This is a genomic window from Vibrio sp. ArtGut-C1, from assembly GCF_002105475.1.
GTDB classification, from domain to species: domain Bacteria; phylum Pseudomonadota; class Gammaproteobacteria; order Enterobacterales; family Vibrionaceae; genus Vibrio; species Vibrio diabolicus.
The window spans coordinates 22,804-43,078 of the sequence record NZ_NCTH01000024.1 but is presented as its reverse complement, the minus strand read 5'-3'; the positions used below and the strand labels follow the sequence as shown (position 1 = coordinate 43,078).

The window sequence follows — 20,275 nt, the reverse complement described above, 5'->3', positions numbered from 1 at the left end:
ATAAAGAAAAAGGTCTTCAACTGAAGACCTTTTTTAATGAACAATAAATGCTTACTTAGTTGTGGCTTACCACAATCAAACGTAGCGAGTCGAGCTGCACTTGAGCTTGGTTGATGTAACCAGTGAGCTCCTTAATTTGTGCATCAATGGCTTCAATTTCTTCGTCACGAATATTGGGGTTTACCGCTTTCAGTGCTTGCAAACGCTCAAGTTCTGCATTCAAGCTATGCTGCATATCTTGATGAGCTTGCTTGCGTACTTCCTCAACCTTCGCTTCGATAAGATTGTCCCCCGCTTCGATCAAGCGGTGTACGTCTTTCTGTACCGACGTGACCAACTTGCTGCCTAAGTGACGGTTTACAGGGCTGAGCTGGCGGTTAAAGCTTTCAAATTCCACTTGAGCAGACAAATCATTACCACGCGAGTCCATCATCAAACGGATTGGCGTTTTCGGTAAAAATCGCGCGATACCACTGCGTTTTGGCGCTTGCGCATCCACCGCGTAAATCAACTCAAGAAGAATGGTCCCGACTGGTAACGCTTTGTTTTTCAGTAGAGATACCGCAGACGTCCCCACCCCTTCACTCATCAGAAGATCGATACCACCCTGGATCATTGGGTGCTCCCAACTGATAAAGTGCATATCTTCACGAGATAAAGCCGTATCACGATCAAACGTGATCGTCGCTCCTTCGTATGGCAGGCCTGGATAGCTTGGTACCATCATGTGCTCAGATGGGGTCACAATCAGTGCGTTTTCACCTTTGTCGTCTTGATTCAAGCCAATCGTGTCAAATAGAGAAAGTGCGAAGGTGACCAGATTGGTATCGCCGTCGGTTGATTCAATTTTCTCAACGATTTGTTGTGCTTTTTCTCCGCCATTTGAATGCATTTCTAACAGGCGATCACGGCCTTGCTCCAATTGGGATTTCAGCTCTTTATTCATTTTTGCTGACGCTTCAATGATCTCATCTAGCGTGCTGGTGTCACCAGAAGCAAGGATTTCAATCAGATCATCAGAGTACTTATCGTAAACGGCACGGCCTGTTGGGCAAGTTTCTGCAAAAGCGTTTAAACCTTCATCAAACCAGCGAGCAAGAATGGCTTGCGAGGTACCTTTCAGGTAAGGAATATGAATGTCGATGTCGCGGTTTTGGCCGATACGGTCCAAACGACCGATACGTTGCTCAAGCAAGTCAGGGTTGAACGGCAAGTCAAACATGACTAATTGGTTGGCAAACTGGAAGTTACGACCTTCAGAGCCGATTTCACTACAGATAAGAACCTGTGCACCACCTTCTTCTTGCGCAAAGTAAGCGGCTGCTTTGTCACGCTCAAGGATCGACATACCTTCATGGAAGACGGTCGCACGAATGCCTTCACGCTCACGCAGCGCTTGCTCCAATTGCAGAGCCGTACTTGCACGAGAGGCAATCACCAGAATTTTCTCGCTGCGCTTCTCTTTTACCTTTTCAAGTAACCAATTCACGCGCGAGTCAAACTGCCACCAGCTTGCGTCATCGCCTTCAAATTCTTGGAAAATTTCTTCCGGGTAAAGGTTCTTCATCGCACGTGCTTCAGAACTCATCTTACCGCCGATCATCCCAGCAACACGCATTGACGTGGTGTATTGCGGTGGAATATCCATTGGCATCAGATGCACGTTACGCGCAGGGAAACCTTTGATAGCCGCACGTGTGTTACGGAACAGAACACGTCCCGTACCGTGACGATCCATCAAGTTGTCGATCAACTCTTGGCGCGCTGACGCTTTAGCTTCTTCGTCCGCTTCACTTTCGATAATGCGGAAAAGTGGTTCTACGTCTTGTTCAGACAGCAACTCAGTGATCTGGTTTTTCGCTTCATCAGGCAGTTTTTCACCAGAGAAGAGTGAAGTAATCGCATCCGCTACAGGCGCGTATTGTTCTTCTTCCTCGACGAACGCTTCGTAATCGTAGAAACGGTCAGGATCCAGCAAACGCAGACGAGCAAAGTGGCTCTCACGACCAAGCTGTTCTGGCGTTGCCGTCAATAGCAGTACGCCCGGAGTGCGTTCAGCTAAACCTTCTACCACTTGGTATTCACGGCTCGGTTTATCTTGGCTCCACTCAAGGTGATGCGCTTCATCGACAACTAATAGGTCCCATTCGCCTTCCAGTGCTTGTTCAAAACGCTTGCGGCTCTTGCGTAGGAAGTCTAAAGAACACAGCACGTATTGCTGGGTATCAAATGGGTTTTCTGCATCCGCAAATGCTTCGATACAACGCTCTTCGTCAAAAATAGAGAAATGCAGGTTGAAACGACGCATCATCTCAACCAGCCATTGATGCTGCAGTGTTTCAGGCACCACAATCAAAATACGTTCTGCACGGCCAGACAGAACTTGCTGGTGGATGATCATGCCCGCTTCGATGGTTTTACCCAAACCCACTTCATCCGCCAGTAATACGCGTGGCGCGTGGCGACGGCCAACTTCGTGCGCGATATAAAGCTGATGAGGGATCAAACCTGCACGCATACCACACAAGCCACGCATTGGACTCTTATGCTGCTCAAATTGGTTGGTTAGCGCACGGTAACGCAGAACAAAGTTGTCCATGCGATCGATTTGACCGGCGTACAACTTATCTTGAGGTTTATTAAAACGAATTTGGTTGCTCAGAAAAATCTCACGCAGAACAACGGCGGTTTCTTGCGTGTCTTCACGAGTACCGAAATAGGTGTATAGACCTTCATCTTCCAGTACTTCTTCAACTTTTAGAGACCAACCTTCTTGGCAGTCGATGACATCACCAACGTTAAAGGTGACTCGGGTAACAGGTGCATCGTTACGTGCGTAAACTCGGTTTTCCTCTGACGCTGCAAACATCAATGTCACAGTACGAGCATCCATTGCTACAACGGTACCTAAACCTAAATCGCTTTCCGTATCGCTAATCCAGCGCTGCCCCAAAGCAAATGTCATGAATTGACTACCTCGTTATTAGTTCTTGATTCGTGTTTCTTGTTGGTCTACTCATGCCCGTAGGCATGGATAATAGTTTAGATCTGATTCTGGCTTCTGCTATGCCGATAGCATTCGTCATTCTAGTATGAACTGAGTATTTTTAAGCCAGCTCAACATGATAAATCGGACGTAGCCTATACGTAGAAAAAGGTCGCTAATCTTACTTGAAGCTGTGATTTAGGTCACGCCGAAACCGCATCAAGCGGAAACTTTTTTTCCCAAACTATAAATGCAATCAAATTGTAAAATACTCATGCCAATTATTAAGTTGTAGAACGTAAATATTACGTATACTTCTAGTGAGGGGCGTTTAAAACCATTGCATATGATTTAAGCGCGTTAGTACACGATTAGGATCAACACGGGTTTGCAGTAAGTTGTCTTGCTACTCGGTTGCACACTAACCGACATCAGCCCGACAACCTCTATTGCAAGCAATCAGAGTTAGGCCGCTTCACACCTATTTGAGAACGACCTAACCACTCGCATGCAGAGCCGTATTACGGCAAGGAGACGCTATGGGCGATACCGATCGGAAACTGTTTGTACTTGATACCAACATTCTTCTTCATGAACCCTTTGCCATCTTCTCTTTCCAAGAACACGATGTCGTTATCCCCATGACCGTGTTGGAAGAACTCGACCGAATCAAAGACAGCAAACGCGATGTCGCAAGAGACGCTCGCGTGGCTATTCGCGCTTTGGAAGATTTGTTTAAAGAAGCAACGCCCGATGAAATTTCTGAAGGTATTCCTGTTTCTAAAGACAGCCCCGACCAAGGCACCATTTCCATTTTGGCGGATTTCGAACTGCAGGAAACCGTCAAAGCCTTCGCCGACAAAGCCGGTGACAACCGCATACTCAATGCGGTGCTTTATCTGCAAAACAAACGAGCACTACGTGAAGTGGTACTGATCACGAAAGACATTAACATGCGTCTGCGCGCCAAAGGCGCTGGCGTACGTTTTGTTGAAGACTACCGAACCGATCAACTGATTGACGACATTCAATACCTCACCAAAGGCTTTCAACTGCGTGAGGGGGATTTCTGGAGTGATATTGAGGAAGTGGAAAGTTATGCGCTGGGCGGAAAAACCTATCACAAGCTCAGTCGTGAACCTTTTGAACCAACCTTTATTAACCAATATGTGATTGATGAAGACAGCGACTTTGCTGGCCGCGTGGAAACCATCAATGAAGACAAATTAACGCTACTCGACCTGAGCCGAGAACGCATGATGCACCGTAAGGCTTGGGACATCACACCAAAAAACATCTACCAAGGAATGGCGTTGGATGCCTTACTTGACCCGGATATTGACCTAGTGATTTTAACTGGTGCAGCAGGTAGTGGTAAAACGCTATTAGCCATGGCAGCAGCACTGGAGCAAACCATTGAAAAAGGCATGTTCGATAAAATTATCGTGACTCGTAACACGCCAGATATCGGTGAATCCATCGGCTTCCTACCCGGCTCAGAAGAGGAGAAAATGATGCCGTGGTTAGCGGCGGTGACCGACACCTTGGAAGCGCTACATAAACACGATCACTGCACTGAAGGCTCATTGAAGTACATCTGCGATAAAGCCAACATTCAGTTTAAATCGATCAACTTTATGCGTGGCCGTTCGATTCAAAATGCGTTTGTGCTGCTTGATGAGTGTCAAAACCTCACCGCTTCACAAATCAAAACCATCATCACCCGCTGCGGCGAAGGAACCAAAATCGTCTGCTCCGGTAACTTGGCGCAGATTGACTCCCATTACCTCACCCCTGTGACCTCTGGTTTGACCTACATGGTTGAACGCTTCAAGAACTTTGAAGGCAGCGCGAATATTCACCTTAACGGCGTGGTTCGTAGCCGCTTGGCAGAGTTTGCCGAAGAGAACCTGTAGTCGACATCGACTTACAAAAACAAAAGAGCGCTCTAATGAGCGCTCTTTTTATAACGATTTTAATGAGTTACTCAGTACCACCCACCGTCAGTGAGTCTAATTTCAAGGTCGGCTGACCAACACCAACTGGCACACTTTGACCTGCTTTACCACATACGCCAACGCCCTTGTCGATACTTAGGTCGTTGCCGACCATTGATACTTGCTGCATAGCTTCAATACCAGAGCCAATCAACGTCGCACCTTTAACAGGGCGCGTAATTTTGCCATTTTCAATCAAGTACGCTTCCGATGCGGAGAACACAAACTTACCCGAAGTAATGTCCACCTGACCGCCACCAAAGTTTGGCGCATACAACCCTTTTTCTACCGTCGAGATGATTTCTTCTGGCGTATGTTCACCTGGAAGCATGTAGGTGTTGGTCATACGCGGCATCGGCAAATGTGCATACGACTCACGACGACCGTTACCTGTTGGGTTCACACCCATTAACCGCGCGTTTAGCTTGTCTTGCATGTAACCTTTCAGCACACCATTTTCGATAAGCGTGTTGTACTGGCCATTCACCCCTTCATCATCCACATTCAGTGAACCACGAAGGTCTTTTAATGTACCGTCATCAACAATGGTACACAGTGAAGACGTCACTTGTTGACCCATTTTGCCAGAGAAAACCGAAGATTCCTTACGGTTAAAGTCACCTTCTAAGCCATGACCTACCGCCTCATGTAGCAATACGCCTGGCCAACCTGAGCCCAATACCACTGGCATCATGCCTGCTGGCGCGGCTTCTGCTTCAAGGTTAACCAACGCCATGCGAATCGCTTCGTCTGCATAATGGAAAGCTTGTTTCACACCATTGCTTTCCGTTAAAAAGAAATCGTAACCAAAACGGCCACCGCCACCAGCGCTACCTCGTTCACGTCGTTCACCTTTTTGAGCGAGCACGCTAATAGACAAACGTACCAAAGGACGAATATCGCCTGCATAAGTACCGTCTGTTGCCGCAACAAGCATCTGCTCATGCACACCGCTGATGCTGATCGAGACTTCTTTAATCAATGGTTCTTTAGTGCGGATATAAGCATCTAGAGATTTGAGCAATTCTGTTTTTTGCTGCTTTTCCCACCCAGCTAGTGGATTCACAGCCGCGTAGTACGCTTGGTTCTCCGTACGTTTAAACGCATGAACTTTGCCATTTTGCCCTTGCTGAGCAATACCGCGCGCCGCCATTGCACTCTGCTTCAGGCCTTCAGGCTGGATTTGATCAGAGTAGGCAAAGCCTGTTTTTTCGCCAGTTACGGCGCGGACACCAACACCACAATCAATGTTAAAAGAGCCATCTTTGATGATGCTGTCTTCTAGAACCAGAGACTCATGCCAGCTGGACTGAAAGTAAATGTCCGCATAATCGATCTGGCGCGTCGCAATGCTGGCAAGCGTGTCAGCAATGTCTTGTTCTGTCAGACCATTTGGGGCAAGGAGTGCCTGTTCTATTTGGTTTGTGCTCATAGTTAGCTCTTTTATTTCCGTCTCAATTCATTTTGAAAGCGACTGTGTTGAGTCAGCGGCATATTCTGCCTTACTTGTTGGCTCTGTGACAAATCTATCTCTGTCACCAATAAGCCTACTTCATCCTGAAGCTGTTTATGAATACGTCCCCAAGGGTCAACGACCATTGAGTGTCCCCATGTTTTTCGTCCACATGGATGCGTTCCAGTTTGTCCGCTCGCCAAAATCCAACATTGTGTCTCAATCGCTCTAGCTCGCAATAATACTTCCCAGTGAGCTTGCCCCGTCACAGCGGTAAACGCAGCAGGCACCACAATGATATCCGCGCCTTCTTGGCGTAATACTTTATAAAGCTCAGGAAAACGAAGATCGTAACAAATGCTCAATCCAACGCTGCCGATATCGGTTTCCGCCACTACAATTTGATTACCCGCCATAAACGTATCCGACTCACGATAACTACCATAACCATCGGCTACGTCGACATCAAACATATGCAGTTTGTCATAGTGAGCAATGCATTTACCGTGCGGCGGCAATACAAGCGTTGTGGTCGTGACACCTTTTGCGGTTTGAATGGGCATGCTTCCGACAATCAGTGTTAACTGGTTCTTTCTTGCGATTTCAGAGAGCCGCTGTTGAATCACGCCACTCCCAAGTGGCTCTGCATGTTGATGGTACGCTTCGCGGTTGGCAAACAGCACCGTATTTTCAGGGGTAAGGACAAGCTTGGCACCTTGCTTACTCGCCAAAGCACACTGTTTTTCAATAAAGTCCAGATTCGCAGTGATATCTGGACCCGATGTCATTTGAATAATGCCAACACGTTCCATGTGTTTCCTCCTTATTCCATTTTAGTCGGTGAGTTATTTGGCCTGTTCACGCAGCTTTTCTGGCAGTTTGTATTCACCTTTACTTCGCGAAATTTCTTTCACCGTTGGTGAATCTAGTGGACCTTTCACTTCATAATTGACTTGAGTGAAGACCTCAACCACCGGAGAAATCACTGTTGAGATGGCTAAAACATACAACGCGGTTTGTGGCGCTACTGCAAACGCGGTCAGCATTGGTAGGCCTGATGTGATGTCTGGGGTGAACTTCACTTCCGCATCGACCATTCTGCTGTTCATATTGGCGATGCCGCGGATCTGCATTTCCCCTGCTAACGCATCCATCACGATATCGTTGGTGATAAATACGCCATCTTGGATTTTGCCCGTGCCTGTGATCGAGTTAAACGCCATGCCTTTGTCGAATGCGTCGGTAAAGTCGAGCTGCATCTTACGGATGATAGAATCCAAGCTGAACAAACCTAACAAGCGTGCCGCACCACTGACTTCACTGATCACGCCTTTACCAAATTCCGTTGAGACATTCCCTTGCAAGGTTTGTGTCTTCATCGACCAAGGCGCGCCGTCCCACTCCATATTGGCATTGATCTCAAATGGTGCCTGCTGAATACCCGATGTGATACCAAAGCGCTCCATAAGATCAGTGTTGTTATCACCTTTCATTTTCATGGTTAAGTTGGAATGGCTATTCTCTTTTGTCAGATCCCACCAACCGCTCATATCAATGCGGTTTTTGCCGCTGCTAAAGGTGATATTTTTCCACTCCAAACTGTTCTCGCGACGCTGCAAATCAACATTCACCTTCCCCACTTTGTAACCTTGCAACCAAAAATCATCGATGTTCAAAGTTAAGTTTGGCATCTCAGCGTGAAACTGGCGGTCAAAATTGGTAATCAAAGGCGCGTTTTGGTCTTCACTGGCAAAGAGCGAGCTGCGCTCTTTGGTCATCTCTTCAAACCCTGGAATATACAGGTGCAAGTGCTCCAAAGAGACCGATAAGTCATACGGCTTCAGATAGTTAGCCTTACCTTTAACCTCTTGACTGTCCACATCGAGTTGCCAGCTCAAATTCTTTTTGCTTGCGGAGAAGTCCACATCATGAAACTCAATCCCACCAAGCTGCAAGTTAGGCGTTTCAACATCAATCCGTGTAGGCAATGGAATACTCGGCGTCTTCATGCTTGCCAAAACAGACGATGACGGCTTGCTTTCTGAGCCCTGAACCAGCTCTGCCCACTGGTCTAAATTAAGCTCACCGACACGCACTGATGCATCGTGTCCGACAATAGGGCTGATCCTGAAACCACCTTTGCCGACCATTAAATGAGTCGCCGTCAGAACAGGTACATCGCCAGTTATATCTATCTCGGTTTGATACTTAGCATTTGGTATCTGTAGTCTTGCTGAAATACTTTCTTGGTTGCCGGATGCCTGTAGTTTTGCTTGCCCGGACTCGCCAACTTGTTTCGCTAGCGGATAGGGATATTGACTCGCTAAACGATTTAGCTGCGCCAACACATCAAGTTGATAGGTGAAGCCTACATCATTAAGTTGTAAGTCAATGTCCATTTGCCACGGCGCATGTCCAGAAACAAGCTTTAACCAACGCTCACCAACATAAGGTTTGAGAGGCTCAACGTCCCAATCCCCTAATGTATTAATCGTCACATTGTAGCCCTGTTCCGCACTCTCACCACGAAAATCGAGGGAGATAGGCTGGGTAAGCAACTCTGCAGACAAACCCGATGTGGTGACCACATCATTATCGAAGTGGATACGCCCTGTGGCTTTCTCCAGCGTCATTGGCGGCGCTTCAATATCGACACGGTTTTCAGTTAAATCGGCATAACCCCAAGCATGGGACTCTTTTTCAAAATCAAACGGAATGTTGAGCTGGAACTCAGAGTAAACCGGACCACTCACTTGCAGCGCCGTCAACGCTGCCCCGACCGAGTCCACCAATGGCGTCGCCATCATGTAGTCACGAACTTCATTGCCCGGCGCGCTCGCTTTAGCTTCAATCTCAATGCGTCCACCTTCCGCCAACTCAGGGATTCGCCCAGTAATACGCTTGGCATGGACACCATTTAGCGTAGCGGACTTTGAATCCAAATACATGGCATCATTTTCAAACAGCAAGTCCAGCTGCAGATCAGTGATGGTTGGCCACGCCGTATCAAAGCTAAATTTCGCGTCTTTTAAACCGACCCACGCCTGAAACATGCCATTATGATCTTTGTAAGGAAAATCCCCTAACTCGCCATACCACAGCAGCTTAGCCGTATTCACTTTACCGCCTTGAATCGCAGTCGATAGGTAATCCGTTAAGTCTTGTCCAAGTGCCAGAGTCGGCAGGTAACGCCATGTTTCACCTGCGTTATAGAGATCTGCTTCAGCATAAAACGATAAAAATGGGCTTTGTTCTTTTGGAAAATCAAGACGGAATGCTCCTAGTACTTGAAGATCCGGTGTCGCTGCCGTCACTTTATCAGACCACAAGCGCCAGCCACTCACATCTTGTTGCCAGATAATATCGACTTCACCTTGTTTGATATTCAGCGGAGCTTGAAATACATCACCGTACGGAAATACATCATCAATGACGGTTACTTTCGCTTTTGCCTGATCTAAATCACCAGATACACTGCCCTGTACATGATGGAATCCTGGTAGCAGTTCCCATTGCGTCATCGCAAGTTCATCCAGTTCCGCGGAGTAGCGTAACGTGTCTAAACCACCGTTCATGGACAAGCGAACATCTTCAACTCGGCCTTTCGGTGCCAATTTGTTGATAAGGTCACTGGTCGATTCTGACTCTGGAGCCAATTTGATGAGCGGAATAAGTGCTTCGATATCGAGTTGAGAAAGGTTGAGCGTCCAACCATTCGGTTGCCAATCAAACGCTGCGTCTAATTCCGGCCAAGGGGTGTTGTCGGTTCGGATCCGAAGTGAGTGACCATTTACTTTCCAACCTTGTTTATCTGGTCGAAGGTTGAAAATACCTGACTCGATAAACAGCTCATGACGACCGTTTTCATTCCACACCAGCTCAGAAGGTAATAGTTCAACATACGCATCATTCGGTTGGCTGTGTTTCAGCGTCAGCCAAGTGTTTAAGCTGACCTTACCCGACTCAGCACCCGACTCTTCTTGCATGTAAGTGGTTAACCAAGGCGTCACTGAGACATCTTGGGCACTTACGTAAAACTCACCAGACACATCACGCAGCGAACCATGGTCTTTAAAGTTAGCGCTCACTAACAATGAATTCAGACGAACATCGGCAATGTTCACGGTGCCTTCGGCTAAGTGATGCTTGCCTTGGTTGCTCCAACGGAGCTGCTCGATATCTAAACGGCGAGTCTCACCAGATACCGATTTATACCAAATCCGTGAGTCGGTAATAGTAAAGTCTTCAAACTGACGTAAAAGAAGTGAGTCGAGTTGGTCGATGAGCTTCACTTCGCTCTTATCCACACTCGGCTCCTGCTCTTGACGACTAGAGGTCGGCAGAATGTCTACGGTGTGAATATCCAGAGCGAGGTTATGAATGGTGAGGTCTGCGACCACCGGTTTGAGTTGCAAAAGAGATTGAATGAGATCGAATTCAATTTGGATTTCTTCAACGGCAAAGCGTGCATCCTGAATATTCGGCAGGTTCGCTTCTAAACCGAGTAGCGCGATGGAGGGGTGATTATTGCGCCACGTCCCTGCGACGTTGGCGATAGAAAAGTCAAAACCTGTGTCCTGCTTGACCCAGGTTTTGATCTCATCTTGGAAGTGGTTAAGTTGTGGCAATGTGACGCGCAGTGTGGTTACTAATATGGCCAATAACACCAGTACAGTAACTAAACTCCACGCACAAAAACGCCCAAAACGGTTAACACCAGAATTCACAAATGTTCCAAATTACATCATTACGACGTCAAACTGTTCCTGAATGTACAGGGGCTCAGCCTGAACTCGCACTTGCTTGCCAATAAATACTTCGAGCTCAGCCAATGCATGAGACTCATCACCCAACAGCGCTTCAGCAACAAACGGCGATGCGTACACAACAAAATTATCGGCGTCGTAAGCACGGTTTACACGAGTAATCTCGCGTAATATCTCAAAGCACACGGTTTCAACCGTTTTCACGCTACCACGGCCTTCACAAGTAGGACAGCCAGAACACAAGATATGTTCAATACTTTCTCGTGTGCGCTTACGCGTCATCTCGACTAAGCCGAGCTGAGTAAAGCCGTTGATGTTGGTTTTTACTCGGTCTTTAGCCAGTGCGGTTTCCAATGAGGTAAGCACTCGCTGACGGTGCTCTTCAGACGCCATATCGATAAAGTCGATAATGATGATGCCGCCGAGATTGCGCAAACGCAGCTGACGAGCAATAGCTTGCGTTGCCTCAATGTTGGTATTAAAGATGGTCTCTTCAAGATTACGACGACCAACAAATGCACCAGTGTTGATATCGATGGTGGTCATGGCTTCAGTTTGATCGATGATCAAGTAGCCCCCCGACTTTAGCTCAACCTTGCGCTCTAAAGAACGCTGAATTTCATTCTCGGTGTCGTACATGTCAAAGATTGGCTTGTCACCTTCGTAAAGCTCAAGCTTGTCTGTTAACTCAGGTACATACTCAGAAGTGAATTCTTTCAGGTTTTCATATTCGAGGCGGGAGTCGACCATGATTTTATCTAGCTCTGTGCCGACAAAATCACGTAGAATGCGCTGGGCTAAACCAAGTTCACCGTAAAGCGTTGAACGTGTTTTGTATTTTGAACGACGCTCCATGACTTTTAGCCACAAGCGCTTAAGAAATGCCGCGTCTTGAGAAAGCTCTTTTTCATCTGCGCCTTCCGCTGCGGTACGAATGATAAAACCACCGTGCTCATCACAGTAATGATTCACCACTTTTTTCAGACGCTCGCGCTCTTTCTCACTCTCAATACGCTGCGAAACACCGACATGACTGGCCCCCGGCATAAAAACAAGATAACGCGAAGGTAAGGTGATATCCGTCGTTAAACGCGCGCCTTTCGTACCGAGCGGATCTTTGACCACTTGTACAACAATGTCTTGCCCCTGACGTACCAGCTCAGAGATATCACGGACTTGAAACTGCTGTTTTTCGTTCTCTGCCACACATTCGGTATGCGGGACAATATCTGACGCATGTAAAAACGCCGCTTTATCTAAACCGATATCGACGAAAGCCGCTTGCATACCTGGCAGTACTCGGCTGACTTTGCCTTTGTATATATTGCCCACAATGCCACGACGCGATTCGCGCTCGATATGTATTTCTTGTAGTACTCCACCTTCAATCATGGCCACACGAGTTTCACTCGGGGTCACGTTAAGCAGCAATTCTGCACTCATGTGCACACCTCAAAACAATTATAAAAATTCTTGAATTAGCTGATCGGTTTCGAACAAAGGTAAGCCTACTACAGCGTGATAACTGCCTTCGATTCGGGTGACAAATCGCCCTCCGAGTCCCTGAATACCATAACTTCCAGCTTTATCGCATGGCTCTCCTGACTGCCAATATTGTTCGATTTCTTCGTGAGTCAGTTGTTTGAACCACACGTCAGTGGTGACGACCACTGAATGTTGTTGTTCCGATGATACGACGCTCACCGCAGTCATCACTTGATGACGACGACCGGATAAGTCAGTAAGCATACGCTTTGAATCTTCAAAACTTTTTGGTTTTTCTAACACACGGTCATCGCATACTACGACCGTGTCAGAGCCCAATACAACGGAATCAGGCTTAGCTAATGCTAAGCCTGCCTGAGCTTTTTCCAAAGAAAGACGCAGCACGTACTCTCGTGCCTGCTCATGAGCCTGTTTGGTTTCCTCAATATCAGGCAATACGATCTCAAAGTCATAACCTAGTTGAGCAAGCAGCTCTTTTCTTCTCGGAGAACCCGAAGCGAGAACGAGAGATAAGCTTTTCTTCACCGCTTTACCTTACGTGCCATGCACGACGAACTCGTCGCATTAATAAAAACATCCATGGCCAAAGTATACAGTTTATTGCCGCCGTCCACAGAGATAATGGATTAAATACTACGTCCTGGTTCAAATATTCCCCACAGAATATCAAAACTTCCAATAACGCAGTAAAAAAGGCAATTAAAATCGACTGTTGCCACAATGCCATGTTACGAATCAACAGGAAATTCAACGCCACCAGATAGATGACAATCGACATCATCATGCCGCGAATTCCAAGCGTTGAACCGATCAAGATATCCCATAATAAGCCCAGCACTAGCGCGGTTCCAACGTTCACTCGGTGCGGCAGTGCCAACACCCAATAACAAGTGACAAGAAACAACCATGATGGACGTAAAACATCCAACACACCTGGCCACGGAATGGTTTGCAATACCAGCGCAACGAAGAAACTGACACCAATCACCATTCGGCTGCTCACTACATTATTGGCCATCAGTTACCTCTTGTTCTTCTTGCTCTAGCCCTTCATCCACATTGGATCGCAGCACTTTGTGTTGACGATCTTCATTCGGCCAAATCAGCAGTAGGTAACGTAAACGATCAAACTCTACAACTGGCTCAGCCTTGATTGACGCAAACTCTTGGCGCGTATCGTGATCCACATTGGTAACCGTCGCGACTGGGTACCCTTCTGGGTAAATCCCACCTAGGCCGGATGTCACCAATAGATCGCCAACCTGAATATCAGTACTGGTTGGAATGTGCTCCAGTTGGATTTCATCCATTTCACCATTGCCCGACGCGATCACTCGAATATCGTTACGGATCACCTGGACAGGAATCGCATTTTTCGCATCCGTTAGCAACAGAACACGTGCGTTGTGCGCTGCGACAAACGTGACCTGACCAACAATGCCTTTTTCGTTGATCACTGGCTGTCCGACGTACACACCGTCTATTTGTCCTTTATCAATCACCACTTGATGACGATAAGGTGAGGTATCAACCGCCATCACTTCTGTTACGACTTTCTTTTCATCCCGGACAAATGAAGAACCTAACAATTTGCGTAGACGTTGGTTTTCTTCTTTATATTGATCGAGCAAGATCAGCTCGCTTTTCAGGCGTAGCACTTCTCGCTTTAAGTTGCGATTGCCTTCAACTAATGCCTGACGAGTATTAAAACGTTCAAATACGCCATCGAACATGCTGCGAGGCAAATTGGCTGCGTATTGAATGGGGGCAACCATACTGTTCAATAAGTATCGGACGTTGGAAAACGTATCTAGACGACTATCAGCCAGCATTAAGCTCGCCGACACGATGACAGCAAAAAACAGACGTAATTGCAGAGACGGACCTCTGCCAAAAATCGGTTTCATCTTGTTTTTGACCTGATTGCTTCCATGATTATTGAGCCTTACTTGGCAACCTAAAAATACTTAAATAAATACTTTTAGGTATGGAGCATGTTTGAATTACAGAGAGAGCAGAAATGAAGGTGAAGCCCGACATGAGCTTCACCTAAACCTTTATTCTTCAGAGAACAGATCGCCACCGTGCATGTCGATCATTTCTAGTGCTTTACCACCACCACGCGCAACACACGTTAGTGGATCTTCCGCGATAACCACAGGGATACCGGTTTCTTCCATCAATAGACGATCGAGATCTTTCAGTAGCGCGCCACCACCAGTCAGAACCATGCCGTTTTCAGAAATGTCTGAAGCAAGCTCTGGTGGACACTGCTCTAGTGCAACCATGACTGCTGAGACGATGCCAGATAGCGGCTCTTGAAGCGCTTCTAGGATCTCGTTTGAGTTCAGGCTAAAGCTGCGTGGCACACCCTCTGCAAGGTTGCGACCGCGAACTTCAATCTCTTGAACTTCATCGCCAGGGTAAGCAGAACCGATTTCGTGTTTGATCTTTTCAGCCGTGGCTTCACCAATCAAGCTGCCGTAGTTACGACGTACGTAGTTAATTACCGCTTCATCAAAGCGGTCACCACCGATACGTACAGACGATGAGTAAACCACACCGTTTAGAGAGATAACAGCAACTTCAGTTGTACCACCACCGATATCAACCACCATTGAACCTGTCGGCTCAGATACGCGCAGGCCTGCACCAATTGCTGCCGCCATTGGCTCGTCGATTAGGTAAACTTCACGCGCGCCAGCACCAAGTGCTGATTCACGAATTGCGCGGCGCTCAACTTGGGTAGAGCCACAAGGAACACAAACAAGAACACGTGGGCTTGGCTTTAGGATGCTGTTATCGTGCACTTGTTTGATAAAGTGCTGAAGCATTTTTTCGGTTACGTAGAAATCAGCGATTACGCCGTCTTTCATTGGGCGGATAGCGGAAATGTTGCCAGGTGTACGACCAAGCATCTGTTTTGCTGCGTGACCGACTGCAGCAACGCTTTTTGCAGAACCTACACGATCTTGACGAATAGCAACTACAGAAGGTTCATCAAGGACAATACCTTGCCCTTTTACGTAAATTAGAGTGTTGGCTGTACCTAAATCGATAGATAGATCGTTAGAAAACATGCCACGAAGTTTCTTAAACATACTCTTCGCTCATCCTGCAAAAATATAGAAGACAAAAATTGCTCTAAATGTACCAATGCCTCGCTGTCACAGCAAGGTATTGGTACACAAACATGAGCAGAAAGCCTCAATTTCTTGCAGTTTCCTAACTTAAGGGCAAAAACCTAAGTTGTTACTGTCCGGTTAACCCAGGCTCACCACGGTAAATCACACGGTCATTACCACGGTGAATACCGAAGGTGACGACGGAAGATGGGTTTTCTTCACCAGCTTTCTTATTATCCCAGTTGTACTTGAGCCAAGGTAAGCCATTTTTTGAATCATCAAGATCTAACCAAACGCGCGTTTGCTGACGATACGATTCAGCTTGCGTTGCAGTTACAGAACGAGAAGAACCTGAGGAAACGGTCCCACCGTCGCCTAGAATTACATCTTTTGCACTATTATCTTTCGGCCAAATGTGCACCTGAGAGTCATCTTCAATTTCTCCAAACACTTTAGTTTGGCTGTCATCAGGGTTAGCAATAAAGCGGCTACCATTCCAGTATTCAACTCGGAGTGGCACATGTAATGTCGTGCCTTGGTTACCACCAACATCATCTAGATCAACACGACCAAAGCGGATGTCGGGCTGAGTAGGCAACACTCCCTCACTACCATCGATAGATACTGGATCCTTATTATCATCCGCAGATTTGATTGATATCGCCGTGTCTTTCGCGTTCTCGTTAAAGTTGAGCGGACCATCTGGGTAACTTGAGCCAGAACCCTTTAATAGCTCTAACCCATCCGTCATTGAACCAGTAAACTTACCTAGACTTCTTGAAGTGACATAAGCAGCACCATTATTCACCCAAGTCCCCGTATAGGTTTTGTTCAAAATAAAGCGAGGCTGATAAGAGCTAGTATCTTTCAAACCAAACTTTGCTTGTAAGCCACCAGAGAAGAAGGCGTAGTTTGTTAAAGCGCCTTTATCCGCATTTAATGCCTCAACATAAAACTCCTCGACGCCAAAGCCTTGTCCCATATAAGCAAAGTTTTCTTTATGTGGGTAAGCCCATTGATTTCCTTTCGCTTCATCAACTCGGAAATACTTAGGGTAGAAACGACCAATATTTTCCTCTGCTGGCGTAATGGTGAAAGCTTTACTGCCGAGATACGTTTCAGGTGGTGTAATCGTAAAATCAAAAGCACCAACTTCGGACACAGTTTGCGTCACTGACCCCGTACCATTAGTTAGATTGATATGATCATATGTGGTCGTCCCTAAAGTGCCAGGAATCGCACTATCAAACTGCGGGTAAGATACTTTATGACTAATCGTTAAACCTGATTGTTGATAGTTTTGTGCTGGCTTCTTGTCATCACCAAATTGATAAGCCGTCACTTTCATCGTGAACTCTTCTCCAGCAGCAACAAGTTTCTGGCTACAAGAGCCTGAACCACACAGACCACCATCAACCGTCAATTTGAGATATGCAGGAAAACTCACAAAGCTATTCTGTCCTAACGAATCCTTTTCATCTTTTATTTTCGCCTTCAGCGCGACTTTTCCTGCCTCTGGATACTTTAAGTTGAAGTAAGCTTTACCTTGCTTATTAAAGTAGACATCAGCAACCTCAACAGTATTTGTCCCAACGGTAACCTCGTTACTGAAAGAACCATCTCTCTTTTTGAAAGAGACATAAGCGGGAACTGATACTGCATTGCTTGTCGGTTCGATTCTTTCAATGGATAACTGAACATCTCGATTTTCGCCGTCACCGCCTTGTTGGCTTGGTGAGCTACAAAACTCCAAATAAGGCGAACTTTGATTGCTATATTGTGCCTGTCCTTTGGTATTGAAGAATGGCTTACCAGCGACCTTATCTGGAACCGTTACACCCAACGCCGCAGAGTTAAATACGATATTACAGTTTTGCTCAGATAGCGGGCCACCAGCAATACGACACTTCGCTCCGTCAAAACCAAACTGTGGAACCGAGCTACTTGCAATTCCAAGTTTTGCTGAGCCTGATTGGAACGCTTGTAGCTTCAACGAAACAGAGTCAGAGAACGTAACACGATCTCCCCCTTCCCATGCGACAAGAGAATCCGATTGCGGCAATAAGGACACCGTCACAGGGTCAACCGTTGCTCCAGGGTTCGAGCTCAATACTGAAGATGGGTACGTTTTCGAACAAGAAGTATCCATACATGCTCGTAGTGTTACCTCGGACGCCTGACAAATACTGCCAGTACCAGCGTAATCAAATTCGAAGTGGTGAATGCCTTCCGTTATTTTCTGATATTTATCGGCACAAACTTGGAAGTTATCCATTTCGTGTACATTGGTAATGTCACCAGTCGAGGCGGTAATCGACACGCGGAAATTTTCTGGAGGCGTGGTTTGTCCAAAACCTCTCATAACATCAAATTTGGAGATCAATGTTGTCCAAGAGTTCGCACTACCTATCTTACGCTGAATCGTAATGTAGACTTTACCTTGTTGTTTAGAATCAATGATAACTTTGTATCTATGATTTGGATCGCGGCGTCTATCTAAGTCACCAACATTGTGGTTACCTTTGATATAGCGATAACCTCCCATCCATTGCCCAGACCCGTTCTTAATCCCAGAACCACGAATTGCGACTGTATTTGGCTTAAATCCTGGTCGGTAATGACTATCCTCAAAGCTACCTTCTCTTGAGTAGTTGCCGTATTCATCGATACCAAACCCAAGCCAACCGCCAGCAAAGCCTTGTATGTTAGGTTTCACACCATAGCCAAGTGGACCACCAAATGCCCCAGTTTGTGGCGGCACATTAGCATCAGATAAAACCAATGCCACACCATCAGCCCCAGAGCCGGAGTGCGCATAGTGGTCAAACTCCACTTCAAGGTAGTTATCTTTCGAAGGGAATAGATAGTTGTATGCCGATGCTGTTGCTTGATTTTTTTGAGACGAGTTTAAAACGAATCGACCACCAGATGGCGTAGGTTTGATGCTTTGCTCAAAGCCAATAACAGACCAGTTGCTGATATCATTGGCATTGAAGTCTTCCATTGGAAGTAAATTACATTGTTGTGCTGGGGGCTCAACCGGACAAGAGTAATCAGGCTTCTGAATCACAACTTTCTTTTTCATCGTAAGATGACGTGCAGTAATGGAGCCATAAACTGTTATCGGGTTATTGAAATTAACAGTATCAGCTAGAATAAACCCATAAAATTTTTCAGATCTGGTTTGGAAGTTAACCGTAGCATTTGGTGCATAAATCGTTGCATAGTAGCTTGTTGTCACATCAATAGGGTTCGAGAAAACAACCGAGCTACCACTCACATTAATCCTTGAGTTGTTATAAAAAGAGTACTTTGTGTGACCAACGTGCTCCCAACTACCAAAAGTTACTGTCGAATTTTGAGGAATAACAATTCTCAAGTCATCGCTCGGCCCCGCTTCTGCTTTAAAATTACGAATGTTGGTACCGTCGGGTAAAATCACCTTTACTTGCTCAAAAAGTGAGTTGTTTTGACTTATCCATAAGCTATCAAGATTCTTTTCGATTTTAATCTCGATTCCACTCTTACCGTTTACATCGTAGCGTGTTGCACTACACAAGTTAGTATTGTCACACTTATAGCCGATATTATGAGCCTCTAACGATAATGAACGGTCACCAAAGTCGGTAGGAACACCTGTAGGTTCAGACGCTTTTCTCGCCTCTAGATGCGCATCATTATTACCGACATCACACCCCGTATCACTTCCACAAATAGGGGAACGATACAATCTATCTCGAGCATCATCTACGTTCGCTTTATCAAAACCCGCCAAAATATACTGAGGTTTATTCGGCTGTTGAGCATTCGGAGAGTAGTAAAATAAATCTTCTTTATTTGTGACTGTATAGTAGCTCTTGTACTCTTCAGACCACCCGAGCGCACGCGCACTTTTATTTGGTACATTAAGCGTGTTCTCAGTGTAACCTTTCATCCCTTGAATTGGCTGAGGGAAGTACTGACATACATCATCTGGCACTTCAGGCTCTACTGGATCGGGAGTACTACCGCTACAATCAACTTGACTCGGGCTTCCCTGATCATACAAAGTCAACTTACCATTTTTTAAATCTACATCATTCTTAACGTCAATGAGTTGCCATTCACTGTCTCCGGCAAACTTGCGGTAATATTTTAACGTTCCAGAATTATGGCTAACTTGATGCTCAAGACGAATATTATAGGGTTGGCCTGCTAGTAAATTAGGCTCATCAAAGTAGTAGTTTGCATTGCCATATTCGTAGCCATTATACCAAAGTACTTCTCGAGGATGTGAACCACTATGATCGAGATACACATAGCTATTTGATGCTGGGCCAACCACATTAAAGGTTACAGTAAAGTCTTTATTTCCCCACACGTCACAAGTAGCAGCTTGTGCAGCAGCATTAAGCAGGCAAGCAAGCAGTGTAATTATGATTAATATTATTTTTTTCATTATT

The 20,275-nt window shown here is 46.2% G+C and carries 11 protein-coding genes; 1 reads left to right on the top strand and 10 read right to left on the bottom strand.

What is annotated here, in order from left to right; translation table 11 throughout:
- Positions 1-55: 55 nt before the first annotated feature.
- Complete coding sequence (gene rapA / locus B7360_RS18185; protein WP_006742347.1) at positions 56-2,965, bottom strand: RNA polymerase-associated protein RapA; 2,910 nt, start codon at positions 2,963-2,965, stop codon at positions 56-58.
- Between the two features lie 560 nt (positions 2,966-3,525).
- On the opposite strand from rapA, the gene B7360_RS18180 reads away from it, so the two are divergent.
- Entirely contained in the window at positions 3,526-4,902 is a 1,377-nt protein-coding gene (locus tag B7360_RS18180; protein ID WP_085344287.1) for a PhoH family protein, read from the top strand.
- Between the two features lie 67 nt (positions 4,903-4,969).
- Here the strand turns inward: B7360_RS18180 and tldD are convergent, their stop codons facing one another.
- From tldD to B7360_RS18135, 9 genes are all read right to left on the bottom strand, one after another.
- Entirely contained in the window at positions 4,970-6,415 is a 1,446-nt protein-coding gene (gene tldD, locus B7360_RS18175) for a metalloprotease TldD (RefSeq protein ID WP_085344286.1), read from the bottom strand.
- 11 nt (positions 6,416-6,426) lie between these two features.
- Complete coding sequence (locus B7360_RS18170) at positions 6,427-7,248, bottom strand: carbon-nitrogen hydrolase family protein (protein WP_085344285.1); 822 nt, start codon at positions 7,246-7,248, stop codon at positions 6,427-6,429.
- Between the two features lie 33 nt (positions 7,249-7,281).
- Positions 7,282-11,163 carry a YhdP family protein gene (locus B7360_RS18165; protein WP_085344284.1) on the bottom strand — a complete coding sequence of 1,294 codons (3,882 nt, stop codon included), beginning with the start codon at positions 11,161-11,163 and terminating at the stop codon, positions 7,282-7,284.
- Between the two features lie 12 nt (positions 11,164-11,175).
- Positions 11,176-12,645: a ribonuclease G gene (gene rng, locus B7360_RS18160; protein WP_005381138.1), complete on the bottom strand. Its 1,470-nt coding sequence runs from the start codon at positions 12,643-12,645 to the stop codon at positions 11,176-11,178.
- 18 nt (positions 12,646-12,663) lie between these two features.
- Positions 12,664-13,233: a nucleoside triphosphate pyrophosphatase gene (locus tag B7360_RS18155; RefSeq protein ID WP_005396266.1), complete on the bottom strand. Its 570-nt coding sequence runs from the start codon at positions 13,231-13,233 to the stop codon at positions 12,664-12,666.
- 4 nt (positions 13,234-13,237) lie between these two features.
- Positions 13,238-13,726 carry a rod shape-determining protein MreD gene (mreD, locus tag B7360_RS18150; protein WP_012841380.1) on the bottom strand — a complete coding sequence of 163 codons (489 nt, stop codon included), beginning with the start codon at positions 13,724-13,726 and terminating at the stop codon, positions 13,238-13,240.
- Positions 13,716-14,615 (bottom strand): rod shape-determining protein MreC, encoded by a 900-nt coding sequence (gene mreC / locus B7360_RS18145; protein WP_005396268.1) that lies wholly within the window; start codon positions 14,613-14,615, stop codon positions 13,716-13,718. The genes mreD and mreC overlap by 11 nt, the downstream gene beginning before the upstream one ends.
- A 150-nt stretch (positions 14,616-14,765) precedes the next feature.
- Positions 14,766-15,809 (bottom strand): rod shape-determining protein, encoded by a 1,044-nt coding sequence (locus tag B7360_RS18140; protein WP_005381144.1) that lies wholly within the window; start codon positions 15,807-15,809, stop codon positions 14,766-14,768.
- Between the two features lie 151 nt (positions 15,810-15,960).
- Positions 15,961-20,271, bottom strand: coding sequence for a DUF6701 domain-containing protein (locus B7360_RS18135; protein ID WP_085344283.1), 4,311 nt, complete (start codon positions 20,269-20,271; stop codon positions 15,961-15,963).
- Positions 20,272-20,275 lie beyond the last annotated feature (4 nt).

Excerpts from the sequence above, each read along its gene's own strand:
- B7360_RS18170 (WP_085344285.1), bottom strand. The coding sequence starts at position 7,248 with ATGGAACGTGTTGGCATTATTCAAATGACATCGGGTCCAGATATCACT.
- B7360_RS18140 (WP_005381144.1), bottom strand. The coding sequence starts at position 15,809 with ATGTTTAAGAAACTTCGTGGCATGTTTTCTAACGATCTATCTATCGAT.
- mreC (WP_005396268.1), bottom strand. The coding sequence starts at position 14,615 with ATGAAACCGATTTTTGGCAGAGGTCCGTCTCTGCAATTACGTCTGTTT.
- B7360_RS18180 (WP_085344287.1), top strand. The coding sequence starts at position 3,526 with ATGGGCGATACCGATCGGAAACTGTTTGTACTTGATACCAACATTCTT.
- rng (WP_005381138.1), bottom strand. The coding sequence starts at position 12,645 with ATGAGTGCAGAATTGCTGCTTAACGTGACCCCGAGTGAAACTCGTGTG.
- B7360_RS18135 (WP_085344283.1), bottom strand. The coding sequence starts at position 20,271 with ATGAAAAAAATAATATTAATCATAATTACACTGCTTGCTTGCCTGCTT.
- mreD (WP_012841380.1), bottom strand. The coding sequence starts at position 13,726 with ATGGCCAATAATGTAGTGAGCAGCCGAATGGTGATTGGTGTCAGTTTC.
- tldD (WP_085344286.1), bottom strand. The coding sequence starts at position 6,415 with ATGAGCACAAACCAAATAGAACAGGCACTCCTTGCCCCAAATGGTCTG.
- rapA (WP_006742347.1), bottom strand. The coding sequence starts at position 2,965 with ATGACATTTGCTTTGGGGCAGCGCTGGATTAGCGATACGGAAAGCGAT.